Origin of the sequence: Nostoc sp., from assembly GCF_036917515.1 — a bacterium.
Taxonomy (GTDB): domain Bacteria; phylum Cyanobacteriota; class Cyanobacteriia; order Cyanobacteriales; family Nostocaceae; genus Nostoc.
Genome location: NZ_JBALDE010000230.1, coordinates 14,358 through 31,056, shown reverse-complemented (window position 1 = coordinate 31,056; position 16,699 = coordinate 14,358). Strand labels below are relative to the sequence as shown.

Annotated in this window: 10 protein-coding genes and 2 pseudogenes; 10 read left to right on the top strand and 2 right to left on the bottom strand. The window is 41.5% G+C overall.

Going from position 1 to position 16,699, the window contains the following annotated elements:
* The first annotated feature begins 266 nt into the window (after window positions 1-266).
* The 9 genes and pseudogenes from pbpC to V7K89_RS30245 all read left to right on the top strand — a co-directional run bounded on the left by pbpC (window position 267) and on the right by V7K89_RS30245 (window position 11,574).
* Window positions 267-2,558, top strand: coding sequence for a penicillin-binding protein 1C (pbpC, locus tag V7K89_RS30285; RefSeq protein WP_335193924.1), 2,292 nt, complete (start codon window positions 267-269; stop codon window positions 2,556-2,558).
* Between the two features lie 150 nt (window positions 2,559-2,708).
* Complete coding sequence (locus V7K89_RS30280) at window positions 2,709-3,473, top strand: red chlorophyll catabolite reductase (protein ID WP_335193943.1); 765 nt, start codon at window positions 2,709-2,711, stop codon at window positions 3,471-3,473.
* Window positions 3,474-3,833: 360 nt separating this feature from the next.
* Entirely contained in the window at window positions 3,834-5,252 is a 1,419-nt protein-coding gene (locus V7K89_RS30275) for an aldehyde dehydrogenase family protein (RefSeq protein WP_335193922.1), read from the top strand.
* Window positions 5,253-5,694: 442 nt separating this feature from the next.
* Window positions 5,695-8,556 (top strand): type I restriction enzyme HsdR N-terminal domain-containing protein, encoded by a 2,862-nt coding sequence (locus V7K89_RS30270; protein ID WP_335193920.1) that lies wholly within the window; start codon window positions 5,695-5,697, stop codon window positions 8,554-8,556.
* Between the two features lie 15 nt (window positions 8,557-8,571).
* A complete protein-coding gene (locus V7K89_RS30265; RefSeq protein WP_335193918.1) occupies window positions 8,572-8,781 on the top strand; it encodes a hypothetical protein in 210 nt (69 codons plus the stop codon).
* A 2-nt stretch (window positions 8,782-8,783) separates the two neighbouring features.
* Window positions 8,784-8,888 (top strand): annotated as a pseudogene (locus V7K89_RS30260) (DUF3598 domain-containing protein); the annotation flags it as partial.
* 124 nt (window positions 8,889-9,012) lie between these two features.
* Window positions 9,013-10,401 carry a histidine--tRNA ligase gene (gene hisS / locus V7K89_RS30255; RefSeq protein ID WP_335193916.1) on the top strand — a complete coding sequence of 463 codons (1,389 nt, stop codon included), beginning with the start codon at window positions 9,013-9,015 and terminating at the stop codon, window positions 10,399-10,401.
* Between the two features lie 202 nt (window positions 10,402-10,603).
* Window positions 10,604-10,867: a hypothetical protein gene (locus V7K89_RS30250; protein WP_335193914.1), complete on the top strand. Its 264-nt coding sequence runs from the start codon at window positions 10,604-10,606 to the stop codon at window positions 10,865-10,867.
* Between the two features lie 131 nt (window positions 10,868-10,998).
* Window positions 10,999-11,574, top strand: coding sequence for a TMEM175 family protein (locus V7K89_RS30245; RefSeq protein ID WP_335193912.1), 576 nt, complete (start codon window positions 10,999-11,001; stop codon window positions 11,572-11,574).
* Between the two features lie 12 nt (window positions 11,575-11,586).
* Here the strand turns inward: V7K89_RS30245 and V7K89_RS30240 are convergent.
* Window positions 11,587-12,060 (bottom strand): annotated as a pseudogene (locus tag V7K89_RS30240) (MFS transporter); the annotation flags it as partial.
* Between the two features lie 504 nt (window positions 12,061-12,564).
* On the opposite strand from V7K89_RS30240, the gene V7K89_RS30235 reads away from it, so the two are divergent.
* Complete coding sequence (locus V7K89_RS30235; protein WP_335193910.1) at window positions 12,565-12,690, top strand: hypothetical protein; 126 nt, start codon at window positions 12,565-12,567, stop codon at window positions 12,688-12,690.
* On the opposite strand, the gene V7K89_RS30230 is transcribed toward V7K89_RS30235, so the two are convergent.
* Complete coding sequence (locus V7K89_RS30230) at window positions 12,687-16,406, bottom strand: beta strand repeat-containing protein (protein ID WP_335193908.1); 3,720 nt, start codon at window positions 16,404-16,406, stop codon at window positions 12,687-12,689. The genes V7K89_RS30235 and V7K89_RS30230 overlap by 4 nt on opposite strands.
* Window positions 16,407-16,699 lie beyond the last annotated feature (293 nt).

Here is a 16,699-nt window from a genome sequence, read left to right as displayed (position 1 = left end):
CTAATAAAGGACGCAGTACGAGTAGTTATTTAGACTCACAGGTTAGATGTAACGTGTGTTTATTTACATAGATAACTAATCTAGTGTTATTGTTCCAAAAATGGCTACAATTCTTAACTATAAATAAGTATTTAAATTTCGCAAACACTAATTTACATCTGCTGAGTTAGTAAAAATTAATTATTAAGGATTTGAAATATTTACTGATATAGATGTAATCGCTGCGTCAAGATTAAAGTAGGTTTTCTTGGACAGGGGATTCCCTGATGAAACTAATTTTACGATCGCCACTCAAACTTAAGCACACTAGTAAAGTTATCTTAGCTGTGCTGCTAATCTGTCTGGTTATACGCTTACTCCCTTATTTTGCGCCCATTCATGCCGCAGATATTGCCCAAAATCAGTTGGCAATGCAATTTAGCGATCGCAATGGTTTACCATTAGGAACACTACTCACCCGTGACCAAGAACATACATCAGTAGTACCACTAAATCAGGTTTCGCCTCATTTTATCCAGGCGATTTTAGCCGCTGAAGATGGCAGCTTTTACCATCATGGGGCGTTGGATATGAAAGCTATTATCCGCGCCGGCAAAGAAGCCATTCACGCCAAAAGAATTGTTTCCGGTGCTTCCACAATTACTATGCAGTTGGCGCGGATGTTAAATCCAGTGCCCCGCAGTTTCTCTGGTAAACTGAGTGAAATTTGGCTATCTTGGCGGTTAGCAGCAGGGATAAACAAAGATGAAATTCTCTCTGCATATATCAATCGGCTACCAATGGGCGGGAATATATATGGTGTGGAAGCCGCCGCGCGGACTTATTTTTCCATCCCAGCTAGTGAATTGAATCTTGCTCAAGCTAGTTTGTTGGCTGCTATTCCCAATAATCCCACATATTTCAATCCTTACGAACATTGGCAACGGCTGAAGCAGCGACAAAAATACGTCCTTAATCGGATGGTACAGGAAAAGTATATTAGTGGAGCGAACGCAGCCCGAACACACACTGAAAAGGTTGTGTTTCAGTCTCGCCAAGGAGGAATTATCGCTGCACCACACTTTTTATTTTGGTTAGCCAATCAGTTTGATAACACGCAAGTAGAACAAAATTCCCCTATTCTCACGACTATAAATCGCCCTTTACAGCAGTTTGTTGAAGCACAGGTACAGCAGGTAATTTCTTCTTTAGCCGCCAACAATGTCCATGATGCAGCCGCATTGGTGATTGATAACCACACTGGTGAAGTTTTAGCTTATGTCGGTTCACCTGATTACTTTAATCAAGCCAAACTCGGACGCAATGATGGAGTGCAAGCACTACGTCAACCAGGTTCTACCCTCAAGCCTTTTGTCTATGAACTAGCTTTAGAAAAAAGTGTCATTCGTCCAAATACCATTTTGGCAGATGTACCCGCCCATTATGCAATTCCCGGCGCGAAACTTTACAGCCCTACAGATTACACCGAAAGGTTTCTTGGCCCTGTGCGGGTGCGAATCGCTTTAGCAAATTCTTTAAATGTACCCGCAGTGCGCGTGTTAGAAAAAGTAGGTGTGAAAACTTTCTTAGAACGACTGCATCAACTGGGATTTGAACACCTCAATCAAACTCCAGATTATTATGGTTTGGGTTTGACTCTAGGTAGTGGCGAAGTCAGTCTCTGGGAATTAGCCCGTGCATACTTGACCATAGAACGACAAGGAAATGCTACCCCTTTAGTAAGCACATTTTCCGATTCCCCAATCCAAAATTCCAAACCTCAAATTCAAAATCCGACAATTTGGCAATTAATCACCAACATACTCAGTGACAGCTATGCTCGTGCAACAGCATTTGGTGTAGACTCGGTGTTAAATTTACCCTTTCCTGTTGCTGTTAAAACTGGCACTTCTTCCAATTTTCGAGATACTTGGACAGTTGGCTTCACTACAGATTACACCGTCGCTACTTGGGTAGGCAATTTCAACGGTGAACCGATGCGACAGGTTTCTGGTGTGACAGGCGCAGCACCCTTATGGAATCGAATTATGTTACATCTGCACGAACATCAAGAACCAGCAGGTTTTCCATCTCCTAAAGGTTTAGTGCAATTACCTGTTTGTGCAGTTTCGGGGTTACGACCCACACCAGATTGTACCTCAGTCGTGCAAGAATATTTTTACCCAGAAGATAAAAGTAATTACGAACGTGAGAATCAATTCAATTTGCCATCAGAGTATGATGAATGGTTGGCAAAACAACAGCAGTCAAATTTTACTTCTACCAATTTGAGAATTTTATCTCCGCATCATGGCGATTTATTTTTACTTTATCCTGGTGAAGAAACGCAGCAAAAACTCGAATTTAAACTAGCGGGAAATAAATCTGCACCAATAGAGTGGTGGTTAAATGGCGAAAAGTTAGATACAAACTCAGCTAATTCTTTATTTTGGAATTTACGTCCTGGTAAGTGGACTTTGGAAGCGAGAAGCAAAGAAATGAGCGACAAAGTAAGCTTTCAGGTGGAGTTAGCTAATATTAAACCTACGCGTCGAGGATTTTCTATTAGTAATAATTGAGGCTCTTTAACTCTTATTCCTCTGTGTTCTCTGCGTTCTCTGTGGTTTGATTTTCCGTAACCTGTGCGTAAATCGCGATCGCTAACGAATTAGATACCGGAAAGTGTCAAACTAAATATGAAGTTTATAGAAAAACTGCAAACTCAAACCATGACTCAGCAACCAACTGATTTAGATAATAAAGCTGTATTTGAGCAGTTGTGGGAGATTACAAAGGAACTCCGCCAAAAACTAGAGACTCGTTTTCAGTTACATCCAGACCCTTCTGTAGAAAATTTACAGCAATACAGCAGTCTCGATGGCAACATGAAAGGTTCGCTGACTGCTTTTTCTGGGGAAGAAATTGACTGGCTAGTGCATTCGTGGTTGGGAAATCCTGGAAAATCAAACTTTGGCACTATGCGCCTCACCACTTGGTTGAAGTCCCATATTCAGGTTCCTCATTTGGCTTTCGAGTTTGGCACACTTCCAAATATTTTCTTTTATATAGATTATATTCCTCGAACTGACCTTTTAATTGATTTGGCATCTCTTGATCGCTATTATGAGCCAGTTAATGAAACATTTTTAAAGTTACAGTCAGATTCGCGGCTCAAGGTATTTACTAGTAAAAGTGCGTATGTTCGCCTATTTCAATCACCCGTTAATCTTTGCTACACAGGCGCACCTACTTTTGAAACCCTAGAATTAACTCGCACACTTGCACACGAAACACTTGATCGCTGGTTAACTTGGGTAGATGCAGCTGAACCTATGCCAGAAGATGCACGCGAAGCTTTAGCTACTCGTGATTTTGCACTCCGCCGCATCAGTGCTGAACGCGATCCAGGTAATAAACTTGCCGCACAGATGTTTGGCTCGGAATTGACAGATAGACTTGTGCGATCGCTTTGGGGTGGCGATCGCATTCTTTAAATTTGTCATTGGTCATTGGTCATTTGTCATTGGTCATTTGTTATGCCTCTCAATTTTCCATGTCCACTAATTTAGAATCGGACTGCGCTTTAGGATCGCAAGTTACCTGTTATGTAATCAACCTTCACTCGCGATCGCCAATCACACTTTTACCCCGCTAATACTATGCTGGAAAGAGAAGTAGACTGCAAACACTGCAAGCCTCCATTCAACGCTTAACTAACTTAGGGATAATTTGAATTTGAGAATGGGGCATTGGCCAAACAGGGCATTGGAATACAAAAAATAACTCCTGCCTTGTCTACGACACGCTGCGCGATCTGCCTCCTGCCTCCAGCAAGAACTGCCTCCTGCCTCCTAATGACAAAACCAATAGAAGTCCGCAATCCCCGAACTGGCAAATTTGACTACGTAATTATTCCGCCGCCTCCAAGGCTGCTGGTACAACAATGTAAGCGGACGCGCAGGGCACAAGTTCGCTGGCAGCAGTTGGGCTTAGAGGGAAGAATCGAAGCTTTACAGCAGTGGAAGAATGCGATATTATCTGGACGCGATCGCCTCACGGAAGCTTTGGTAAATGATACAGGAAGATTGTCAACCTCGGTATTAGAAATAGATTCCTTCCTCTCCAGTATTGACCGCTGGTGTCGGTTAGCACCGGATGTGCTGCAAGAATCTGCAAAAAATACAGCGATTCCCTTTATTGCCTTGCAACAAACATCCGTTCCTTATCCTCTAGTTGGGGTAATCAGCCCGGGGAATTTTCCGCTGTCACTGTCTACTATTGATACCATTCCGGCATTGTTGGCAGGTTGTGCTGTCATTGTTAAACCCAGTGAAATCACTCCCCGCTTCGTAGCACCACTGATTACAGCACTCAACACCGTTCCCAAACTGCACGAGGTATTAACCTTTGTGGAAGGAGCAGGCGCAACCGGATCTGTTTTGATTGAAAATGTAGATTTGGTATGCTTTACAGGCAGTGTAGGCACAGGGAGAAAAGTTGCACAGGCGGCTGCAAAACAGTTTATTCCAGCTTTTTTGGAATTAGGAGGAAAAGATCCTGCGATCGTTTTAGAATCAGCCAACTTAGAATTAGCAACCTCAGCAATATTGTGGGCTTCCGTCGCCAACACCGGACAGTCATACTTCTCAATTGAGCGAATTTACGTTGCAGACTCCATATTTGAAAAGTTTTACCATCAACTAGTAGCCAAAGCACATCGCCTTAAATTAGCCTATCCCACAGTCGAAAGTGGAGAAATTGGCCCGATCATCGCTGAAAAACAAGCAGCCATTATTAGCGATCATCTCCTAGATGCAGTTGAAAAAGGAGCAGTAATTCACTGCGGCGGTGTAATAGAAGATTTTGGAGGGGGTTGGTGGTGTCGTCCGACAGTGCTTACCCAAGTCAATCATTCCATGAAAGTCATGAATGAAGCGACTTTTGGCCCGATTATGCCAGTCATGGCTTTTTCCACAGTAAGTGAAGCAGTCTCTTTAGCCAATGACTCAATCTATGGATTAAGTGCTGCTGTATTTGCCTCGGAAACAGAAGCTTTAGAAGTTGCTTACCAGATAGATGCAGGTGCTATTAGTATCAACGATGCTGGACTCACCGCTATGATGCACGAGGGAGAGAAAAACCCCTTCAAATTCTCCGGTTTGGGAGGATCGCGCATGGGTGCGGCAGCACTAAAACGGTTTATGCGAAAAAAAGCTATTTTGATTAAAACTAACGCTACTAATGACCCTTGGTGGTTTGAGAATGGGGAGTGACCAATGCCATCATCACTATGCAACTCATTACTGTAACCAATAGCGTAGCTTGCCGCCGTTCGCAAAACGTCTTGTAGAGAAAGCATCGCATTCTCATCCTGTTCAAAATATCTGTTTTACCAGAAGCGACTGTCTGTGACACAGTTTTGTCCATGATAATTAAAGCACCTGGAAGAATTTTGATAGTTTTGGTTTAGAACACAAGTCTGTTCGTTCACAAAACAAGTCTATTCGTTCAAAACATAAGTCTGTTCGTTCACAAAACAAGTCCATTCGTTCAGAACACAAGTCTGTTCGTTCACAAAACAAGTCCATTCATTCAGAACACAAGTCTATTCTCAACAATTTGTTGTCTAATATTAAGAAAATTTATTGGTCGGTTTTTACAATAGCGTTACACTCTATAACGGACTAAGCATTTATGTAGATTCCGTAGCGCCTGATGAACTTAGCCGATATCCTCAAAGACTCAAACTACAAACTGTCTCAGTTTGCTGCGGCGGAAATTGAGCAGTTAGAGCAGAGCATTACTCTGAAAGCAACCAAAAGTGGCGAAGTGCCTTATATCGTTTGTTTGGTGCGTCAAAAGGCAATTAAACTTACGCCAGAGGAAGCAATTCGGCAGCTATATTTACAGGTTTTAAATCAACGCCTGCACTATCCTCTCAGCCGCCTTCAAGTCGAGTATGGGGTGAACTTTGGGCGGGAGGTGAAACGGGCAGACATTGTGGTGAAGGACAAAGATCGTCCAAACACAGTCTACATGATTGTAGAGCTAAAGAAGCCGAAGCTAAAAGATGGGAAAGATCAGCTTCGCTCTTACTGCAATGCTACGGGTGCGCCGATCGCAGTTTGGACAAATGGGGATCAAATTTCTTACTACCAGCGCAAAGATCCCAATTATTTTGAAGATATTCCCAGTTTGCCCAGTGCTAATCAAACCCTTGCAGATATTCTTCAGATCAAGTTCACCCTGGAAGATTTGATTGCCAATGACAAGTTAGTGAAGGAGAATAAATCCCTTAAGACTCTGATCGAAGAAATGGAAGACGAGGTGCTGGCGAATGCTGGGTTCAAACGGCTGAAACGGTTGCGACCGAAAGGTAGTAAAGATTTTCGAGAGTTTCAGTTTGATGTGTTGATGGCGAATCCGCCCTTTGCTGGAGATATCAAAGAACCGCGCATGATTGCCCGCTATGATTTGGCAAAAAAGCCGGATGGTAAGTGGCAAACCAAGGTGGGGCGCGATACTTTGTTTATTGAGCGCAATTTGGACTTTTTGAAACCGGGGGGTAGAATGGCGATCGTGCTGCCCCAAGGACGATTTAACAATTCATCGGATAAGAATATTCGAGATTTCATTGCGGAACGCTGCCGGATTTTGGCGGTGGTGGGGCTGCATGGCAATACGTTTAAGCCGCACACGGGTACGAAAACTTCGGTGCTGTTTGTGCAGAAGTGGAATGACGACGCGAAGGCGGGCGCACTCTGCCCTCGACAGGATGACTACAACATCTTTTTTGCGACGATGCGGAAATCGGGAAAGGATAATTCTGGGGAGAAAATCTGGCGCAAAATTTCATCGTCTACTTCACCGCCTGATGATGAACTCAGTGAATTGATGCCGCCTTCTCCGATGCAGCGAGTGGTGGGAGTGGAGGGCGATTTTTTGCAAGATGTTCACGGTCATTTAGTGGTGGATCATGATTTGTATAACCACGAAGGACTGACGGAAGACGGCATTGCAGAAGCGTTTATTGAGTTTGCCAAAAAGGAGAAGCTCAGTTTTTTTAAATCTAGCCCATCTGTTGCGCCGTTTGATGCTGTAAGGTATCGGCGGTTAATGGATGGGCTAGAAGCGGCGGTTGTTAAGTATGGTGAAGTTTTAGCTGGAGCAAGAACCCTAAGATTTGATAGCGAATATTATAAGAAAGAATTCTTGGCTGATGAACAAATCTTGAAAGTCAAAGCCAACCAATTTGAACAATTTAGTCATTTGAATTTAGCAGTTGATGCTAGTGCTTTCTATCCATCAATCGAACCTTATTATGGTGAAGGAGATTTGCACTTTCTTAGAGTTGCTGATGTAAACAGGACAATTGACTATAATAACTGCGTAACCATACCAAATCAATTAACCAGTCAACATCCAACTCTTAAAACAGTAAGTCCTGGAGACATTCTTTTAACTAAGGGAGGTAGCGTTGCTAGAGTAGGATTGGTTACACAGAAAGCCGCAGCTAGTAGAGATTTAATTTTTATAGATTCTGCACATTTGTCACAAATAGATCAGATATATTTGTATCTCTACTTTCAAACGGATTTTTGTAATAGACTCCTCCTCCGATCTAGCTCTCAATCGGTTCAAGCGCATCTAACAATTACTCTTGTTCGGGAACTAAAATTATTCAAAGCTTCTGAAGCTTTCAAGCACAATTTAAAGAGATTGGTGAACTTCAGTCAGCAACAGATTGAATCATCTCAGGAAATCTACCAACAAGCTGAAAATTTGCTGTTGTTGGAGCTAGGCTTGAAGGACTGGCAACCCACGGAAGAAACCGTTGCCATCAAGAGTTTTTCTGAGTCTTTCCTGTCCTCTACTCGCCTCGATGCTGAATATTACCAGCCAAAATTTGACCAACTCATTGAACGACTTGAAGAAAAGGTTAAATTAACGCTCCTCCGTGATTTACTCACCCTTAATCAACGAGGAAAACAACCTCAATACATTGAAGACGAAGACGAGTATAAATTAGGTTTACCTGTTGTTAATTCCAAGCACGTTCGAGAAGGCGAAGTCATTCTGACAGACAATCGCTATGCTTATCTGCCAGAAAATGATAATCCGCTTATAATTCAAACTGATGATGTTCTAATCAACGGTACAGGTATCGGCACAATTGGACGCTGTGCGGCTTATCTCTACGAACAAGAAACTTTGCCAGATAACCACGTAACTATTCTTAGAACTGATTTACTTGACCCGGTTTATCTGTCGATTTATCTCAATAGCGTTATTGGAAAGCTATTTGTTGAAAAGCATTTCAAAGGTTCATCAGGGCAAATTGAGCTATATCCCAACGAAATTGCTCAATTTCTAATTTGGGATGCGCCAGATTCCGTTCAGCAGAAAATCAGAACCAAAGTTGAAGCCTCTTACCAAACGCGGGAGCAATCCAAGCAACTGCTAGAAATTGCTAAAACAGGAGTAGAAAGAGCGATTGAAACCGATGAAGCGACAGCAACAGCTTGGATCAACCAGCAGCTTGAAGCGTTAGGAATCAATCTATCGAACCCAAACTAACCTAATGGAGGCACAATGTCTGAGATTACTATAAATCCAGAGCAACTTAAGGAAATCTTCAAAAGCGCGATCGTCGAATTAATTCGTGACAATCGAAAAGAAGTCTCTGAATTTATGACAGAAATTATTGAAGATGTGGCAATGGAGCAAGCGATCGCTGAAGGTGAAACAACTGAACTAGTTAGTCGTGAGTCCATCTTTCAACTTTTGGAGCCGAAAGCGTGAAAGTCGAGATTAGTTCTAATAATAACAATCGTGCCTGTACTTAGCATTGGTTTAAGAACAATCAAATTTTTCAATGCACTTTAATTCAAGAAGAACGGCTAAGATAGTAATTTCTCCTTTGTGAGATCACCACTCATTATTCTCCAGTTCGCACAAGCGGACTTTGTTTGTGTAGCCACAACTTCAGTCGTTAGGCTTTCATCTCAAATTTCAACTTAGTAAGGTACACGCATGGCCAAAGGTGACAAAATTAACTTTTCTACTCCTAGCGGGTTTCCAGAGTTTTTGCCTAGCGAAAAGCGTCTAGAATTATATCTGTTAGATATCATCCGTAGAGTTTTTGAAAGCTATGGATTTACGCCCATCGAAACACCTGCTGTAGAACGTTTAGAAGTGCTACAAGCTAAAGGTAATCAAGGGGACAATATCATTTATGGAATTGATCCCATCTTGCCACCAAATCGACAAGCCGAAAGAGATAAATCGGGCGAAACTGGTTCGGAAGCAAGAGCTTTAAAGTTCGATCAAACAGTTCCTTTAGCAGCGTATATTGCCCGTCACCTGAATGAATTAACCTTTCCCTTTGCTCGTTATCAAACGGATGTAGTTTTTCGTGGAGAAAGGGCGAAAGATGGACGTTTTCGTCAGTTCCGTCAGTGTGATATTGATGTAGTTGCTCGTCGTGAACTCAGCTTGCTCTATGATGCTCAGATGCCTGCCATTATCACTGAGATATTTGAAGCAATTAATATTGGTGATTTTCTGATTCGCATCAATAACCGAAAAGTTCTTACTGGTTTCTTTAAATCATTGGGAATTGCCGAACATCAAATAAAATCATGTATTGGTATTGTTGATACTCTAGAAAAGATTGGTGAAACTAAAGTAAAACAAGATTTAGAAAAAGAAGGAACCTCAGCCGAGCAGGCAGAAAAAATTATTGAATTTATCAAAATAGACGGTTCGGTTGATGAAGTCTTAGATAAGCTCAAGCACTTTGCTCAAAATCTATCAGAAACTGAGCAATTGAGCTTAGGAGTTACCGAATTAGAAACGGTAATTACTGGGGTGCGTAATCTCGGAGTTGCCGAAAATCGTTTCTGTATTGATTTATCTATTGCCCGTGGTCTTGATTACTATACCGGCACAGTTTACGAAACAACTCTATTAGGACATGAAGCTTTAGGTAGTATTTGTTCCGGTGGTAGATATGAAGAATTAGTCGGGGTATTTTTGGGCGAAAAGATGCCTGGTGTCGGCATCTCTATCGGCTTAACTCGTTTAATTAGTCGTTTATTAAAAGCTGGAATTCTAAATACATTAGCCGCTACACCAGCCCAAGTAATGGTAGTGAATATGCAAGAAGATTTAATGCCCACTTATTTAAAAGTATCTCAACATCTGCGTCAAGCGGGAATTAATGTAATAACTAACTTTGATAAACGTCCTTTGGGTAAACAATTTCAATTAGCAGACAAACAAGGAATTCAATTTTGCGTAATTATTGGTTCTGAAGAAGCAGCAGCGCAAAAGTCATCGCTTAAAGATTTGAAAACAGGCGAGCAAGTAGAAGTACTACTAGAAAATTTGGCTGAGGAAGTTAAAAAAAGGCTTACCTAAAAGTTGATTTATAAAGTAGCGACTGTCTATTGCCATCTGCCTCATGTACCCTAATTATTTGGAAGTCCTTTATGAGTTTGTCGGATGTCCCTAATCTCTGGGTTCCTTTAGCACTTTTAGGTTTAATTGTTATCGCTGCTGTATTTTTCAGCCGCAGCAATTGATATTTAAAGCATTACAGCTGAGGTGGAGATTCAGTTGTATGTTTGCTGTGGTTACACCCGATACAATCCATTTGCCCCCAGGTGCGGTAGTACGCCTACTTGGAAGTTGGCAAGACTATCAAGCACTCAATGAACAACTAGGCGATCGCTCTTCGTCTCGTATCAAGTTTCGAGATGGAGAACGTTATTTCCCCAGCATCAATGTATCAGAGGTAGTCACAGAGTCTCTAAAAATTGCTTACAAGCGTAATACTAGCACTGCTATTCGGGAATTACGGCGGAAATTGGCGAGTGAGATTTAAATATTTTGATTTTGCAATGCCCTTTGCGGGCTACGTCAACACAGACAATCTTCATCAATGGCGACTACTTGGTACGATAAAGTACAGGGTGTCACAACTTACTTTCAAATAAATAGAAAAGGAATGCGTACATGGGAAAAGGGAGATTAGAAGCATTCAGCGATGGGGTGATTGCTATCATCATCACCATTATGGTACTGGAAATCAAAGTGCCGCATGGATTCGATTTAGCTGCACTACGTCCGCTAATTCCGGTATTTCTCAGCTATGTCCTGAGTTTTATCTATATTGGCATCTACTGGAACAATCACCATCACCTACTACAAGCAGTCCGACACGTTAATGGCCGTATCCTTTGGGCTAATCTACATCTGCTGTTTTGGTTATCGCTAATCCCCTTCGTCACTGGCTGGATGGGCGAGAATCACTTTGCCGCCGTGCCAGTTGTCTTTTATGGTACGGTGTTGTTGTTAGCTGCGATCGCTTACTTCATTCTTACCCGTACCCTAGTTTCTCACCACGGCAAGGATTCGCCTCTAGTGATCGCAGTCACTGGAAACTTTAAGGAAAAGATATCGCTGGTTTTCTATGCTGTGGCAATTCCACTTGCCTTTGTCAACTCATGGTTTGCCTGTGCATTATACGTTCTGGTTGCAGTTATGTGGCTGATCCCTGACCGTCGCATTGAGAAGACTCTCATTTCCTAAACGAATTACAAATCACCTACAAGTGCAATACCTAAACACAAAAAATATCAAAACTGCAAAACCAGTTGCGGCGTAAAACACACTACTAATTCCGCCAAAACCAAAGGCATAACCCATCAATAAAGGCCCTAATGTTTGTCCTAATCCATAGAATGTCCCATTTACCGATATAATCGTCGCCAAATATTCCCTTGGTGCTAAATCTGCTAATAGTGATTGGATGCTAGGAAAATTAATACCAAGTCCAATCCCAAAAATTGTAGTCGGAATTAATAGTAACCAGATATTTGACACAAAGGGAACTATTAACATCCCTAAAGCATAAAAAACATAAGATGCACTAATTAAACTTGTGGCGGGAAATCTTCTCGCTAATCTACCTAATTGGGAAGCTGTGATGGTAATTGCTAGAGAAACACTAGAAAGTAGCAATCCAATAATGGTGGGCGGCGCTTTGAAGGTATCGTTAATTAGCTGTGGTAAATATGTGACATAAGGGGCTTGTTGTAGGTATGGAGAAACTGGAAAACAAGCATGAAAGCGAAATCACCGTGGTGCAAAATTTAATTGCCGCCTTGGATATCAAAGATGCTGTATTCAGCACATGTGGGTAATGCCCCAGCTAATCTCTCTGTTTTGCGAGCGTAGGCGTAGCCCGCCGTAGGCATCGCTCTCAACATCCTCCGTCGTAATAGTCATGCTTCTATCACAACAGCTCAAAGATTTCTCTCTCATGATATTGACAAACTTCTTGCCCTTGTGGAATGAAACAGCCCTGCTTTTTATCAACCTTGGGTCGCCAAACGCTTGCCCCTTCCAATGTTGAGCATGTATTTTTATTCGATTTTCCACTTTCCTTTGCTCCTCAAATCCCCAAACCTAGTAGTTTACTTCCACTTGTGTGTACACCGTAGGCCTGCGGGGAGGGGAGACAAAGCACAGCTTTGACGGGGTGGGTTCTTTTATTATGGGTAATTTGGCGGACATGATATGACCCGTCTTGCTACGCCTCAAGGATTGGCGAAGCAATCGTTGTGGCTGACGGTAAAACGTTTTCCAACAGATACCATAGCTTTAATCTTGCCATCAGTGAGAGGTTTGTTGAACTTACACTAATTAGAACATTCTCGACTTAATAGCAATTGCCCATTATTCAACCGATATAGACCAGTCGGTTCGATAATCGGATCACCTTTTTTCCAGGGACTGGATGTAGTTTCTACACCTCTGACCTCTCCAGTTGTGTAGTTAGAAACCGAAACACCAGGGCGATTAGGGATCAAAGCACCGGAACCTGTGATAGTAAAAGAGTTTTCTTGTCGCTTGGTACCACGTGAAATACAACTATTGGCGATGAGTGCGTTGGCATCGATGACTGGGGGTAATTCGGTGAAGCTGTTTTGGATGGAACTGGTATCAGGTGCGTTAATGTTGATCGCACCTGCAACACCTAGTTCTGAACTTGCAGTAATATCGCTTTTCTCAGTTAATTTTGTCCGCGACTCAATACCGAAGATACCTTGCGAGTTAATTTGGATGTTTCCACCTGTTCCTGTAAAGGCATTGGCTGTGATATCACTATTTTCTTGGGGAATGGCGATGATAAATCTGGAATTGATATTGATGTTACCACCATCGCCACCCGATTGCGCTGTACCTGCGGTGGTCGAAATTTGGCTACCATGACGCAATATTAAACGATCGCTAGCAGTTAAATTTATATTTCCACCATTACCTTGACCACTAGTAAAAGCACCAAGTATACTAATATTTTTTAGAAATAATTCTCTGGTGTTAATGCTGATATTCCCCGCGTTACCCGTGCTACTGCCTGTCCCAGCAGTGTTTAGGGAAGTAACTAAACCATTTTTTCCACCATCAAAAGTTACTGTATCGCGGGCGTTGATGGTGATATTGCCTCCATTTCCCTGTCCACCTGTTAGTGCAGAAATGCTTGCACCGTTGGTGACAGAAAGTGACTCTGTTGTAATTTCGATGTCACCTCCTTTACCTTCACCACTCAGCAAGGAACTAAATAAACCGCTACTTATATCAATTTTGCCATTACTAAAAGTTACACCCTTGACGATACCATCAATTTTGACCGTATCACGAGCATTGATGGTGATATTTCCACCATTACCTTTTCCTTTGCCATGTGAAGAAGATATCCTACCGCCATTTGTTAAAGACAATGATCCTGTTTCAATTTGAATATTTCCGGCATTACCATTGGATGCTTCCGTATTAGCAGTATTAGTTAAACTATTACCGCCAATTCCATCCAAAGTAATAGTATTGCCAACATCAAGAAAGATATTTCCTCCATTTCCTTGTCCGGCATTTTGAGCATTTAGTTGCCCGCCATCTTTCAATAGTAAATTACTTGCGGTAATGCGAATATCACCACCATTACCTATTGCGTTAGAAACACCATTACTTAATACTTGACTATCAAAATTTCCCCTGCCCCCAAAACCTGAAAATATCACATTATCGTGGGCATTAATAGTGATATTTCCGGCATTTCCATATCCAGCAGTATAGCTGGATATTCTGGCACCATTAGCAACAAAAAGTGATCCAGTTGTAACCTGAATGTTTCCTGCTTTCCCGACACCTCCAATCTCTAAGTTGCTTTGCAAACCACTGAACGCATCAGAATTAAAGTTGTCTAGCTTGACATAATCAGAGGCTTCAACATTAATATTTCCAGCATTACCCTGTCCTAATACATTTGTTGATACTCCACCGCCGTTAGTTAACGAGAATGAACCTGTTTTAAGGTAAATATTTCCTCCGTCACCTATCCCCTGATTGTACACATCACTACTAGCAAAACTATTGCTATCAAAGGCTATATTATCAAGGGCATTAATGCTGATATTACCAGCGTTTCCTTTGCCATAGGTACTGCTACTAATAAAGGCTCGATTAGTAGCTTTTAGTGTACCTGTAGTGATTTGAATATTACCTGCATTCCCTTCAGCAGTCGGTTGCACAGCATTAATCATCCGGCTAAAAAAATCGCCATTCCTACCATCTAAGGAAATATTATTACGAGCATTAATGATGATATTACCAGAATTACCTTTTCCTCTAGTGCTACCTTGAATTTCCGAACCATCGTTTATTTCCAGTGAACTGGTATTGATAGTAACGTTTGCACCATTACCTATTGCACCCTCACTTACTTCGGAAACAATTCCGTTAGTTTCCCCAGGTCTTAAGTTACGAAAACTTATATCACCTTGGACGTTAATATTTATATTACCTGCATTTCCTTGTCCTCCTGGTAGTTGATCATCAGTATTTTCTATCCGCGATTGGATCTGCGAGCTATCTGTCAAAGAAAGTGAACCCGCAGTAATGTTAATTTCACCACCATTACCCACACCCCCACTTGCAATACTGCTATATATGAAGCCATGAACAAGTTCAACCGCATCTGATGTTTGAATCGATATATTACCAGCATTCCCTTGTCCGAAAATACCAGTAATAAGGAAAGCATCATTACTTAGTATAAAAGAACTAGATGTGATGTTGATATTACCACCATTACCTGTTGTTTCTGTCAATACAGTGCTACCAATTCCACTAATTGAATTATCTTTTTTACCTGTAATAGTAACAGCACCTTGAGCATTGATATTTATATTTCCTGCTTTGCCTTGTCCGAAAAGACTAGTATTGATTTTTCCACCATCGCGCAATGTCAATGTCCCAGTTGCAATATTGATATCGCCAGCATTACCAAATGCTCTTGCTTGCACTACGTTAGCGATGAAGCTTTGATCTATTAATGTTGTCTCTCTTGTGGCATTAATAATAATATCTCCACCTTTACTATTTGGAGTACCTAAACCTGTTTCTATTCCCGCTCTTAATTTACTTTGCCCTGCCAAGTTAACATTTTTAGCTTGAATTTTGATGTTCCCGCCATCCGCACCACGAACATTGACTTCTGCGCCATTATTCAGTGAAACATCGGTGTGTTCCACATTCTCAGGTATTATTAAACCCAGATTATCACCTGCAATATTCAATCCCACATTTCCCGGTGCAGCCAAACCTGCTAACTCAACATTTCCACCATAAGCGTGAATTCCACCACCATCTATATTGATATTTCCACCAACAAGCAGCAAACTTTTACCATCAGCAACTCGCAAACCTGTAACATCTTCACCGACGATATTAGTACCTGCAGCTGCTTGGGATTGATTGATAATTCCCCCACTTGCTTGGATTTGATTAAATAACAATACTGAAGGATTAATACTCAACAATGGCACCGCTTGAGGATTTGTAGCACTAAAAACTCCTTGATTACCAAACTGAATTCCGTTCGCAGTCGTTCCCACAAATGAACCCTGCACATTTAAACTGGCATTTTTCCCAAACACAATTCCATTTGGATTTATCAAAAATAAATTGGCATTAGAGCCAGCTATACTACCATTAATAATCTGGAAAGTAGCTAGCTGACCAAATATTTTTGAAGAGTTACTACCTGTCACCCGTGCCAAAATATTCTGAATATCTGCGCTAGGACTGAAGAAATAAGCCCCACGTCCCTCGCTGACATTAAATTCTTGAAAGCTGTGAAAAAGATTGATTTGGCGAGTTACACCACCTGTAATTACTTCTATCGGTAGTCCCTGAAAGTTGTCTATAACTTGAGAGGACTCAGCCCCAAGTGTATTATCAGGGATGATATTGCTTTGCTGTGCCAGGGTTTTACTAGTAAAGATACTGACAATTAAGCAGCCTAACAAACCTGCCAATCCGAACTCCAAACACTTGTGTAATCTGTATTTTCTCGTCATCAGACGCACTTTCATATAGATTATTTCAGTATCTAATAAAGCTGTACCTTTGGACGATAAACAAGCGAATATTCGTTAATTATGCAGTTTTCTGCAATCAAGTGATGTCTGAAGACAAGGACTGCACCTAAACAAGCAGAAAAGTGGCATGAATATGTCAGATATTGTGTAACGTCATTGACAACAGTAAAACTACTGTCCCCTAAGTAGTTTCTTGCTATTCCCATTAATGAAGATGAAGGTAATAATCAGGGAAGTATAGATGGAGATGAAGAACTCACTGGTTATTGCTA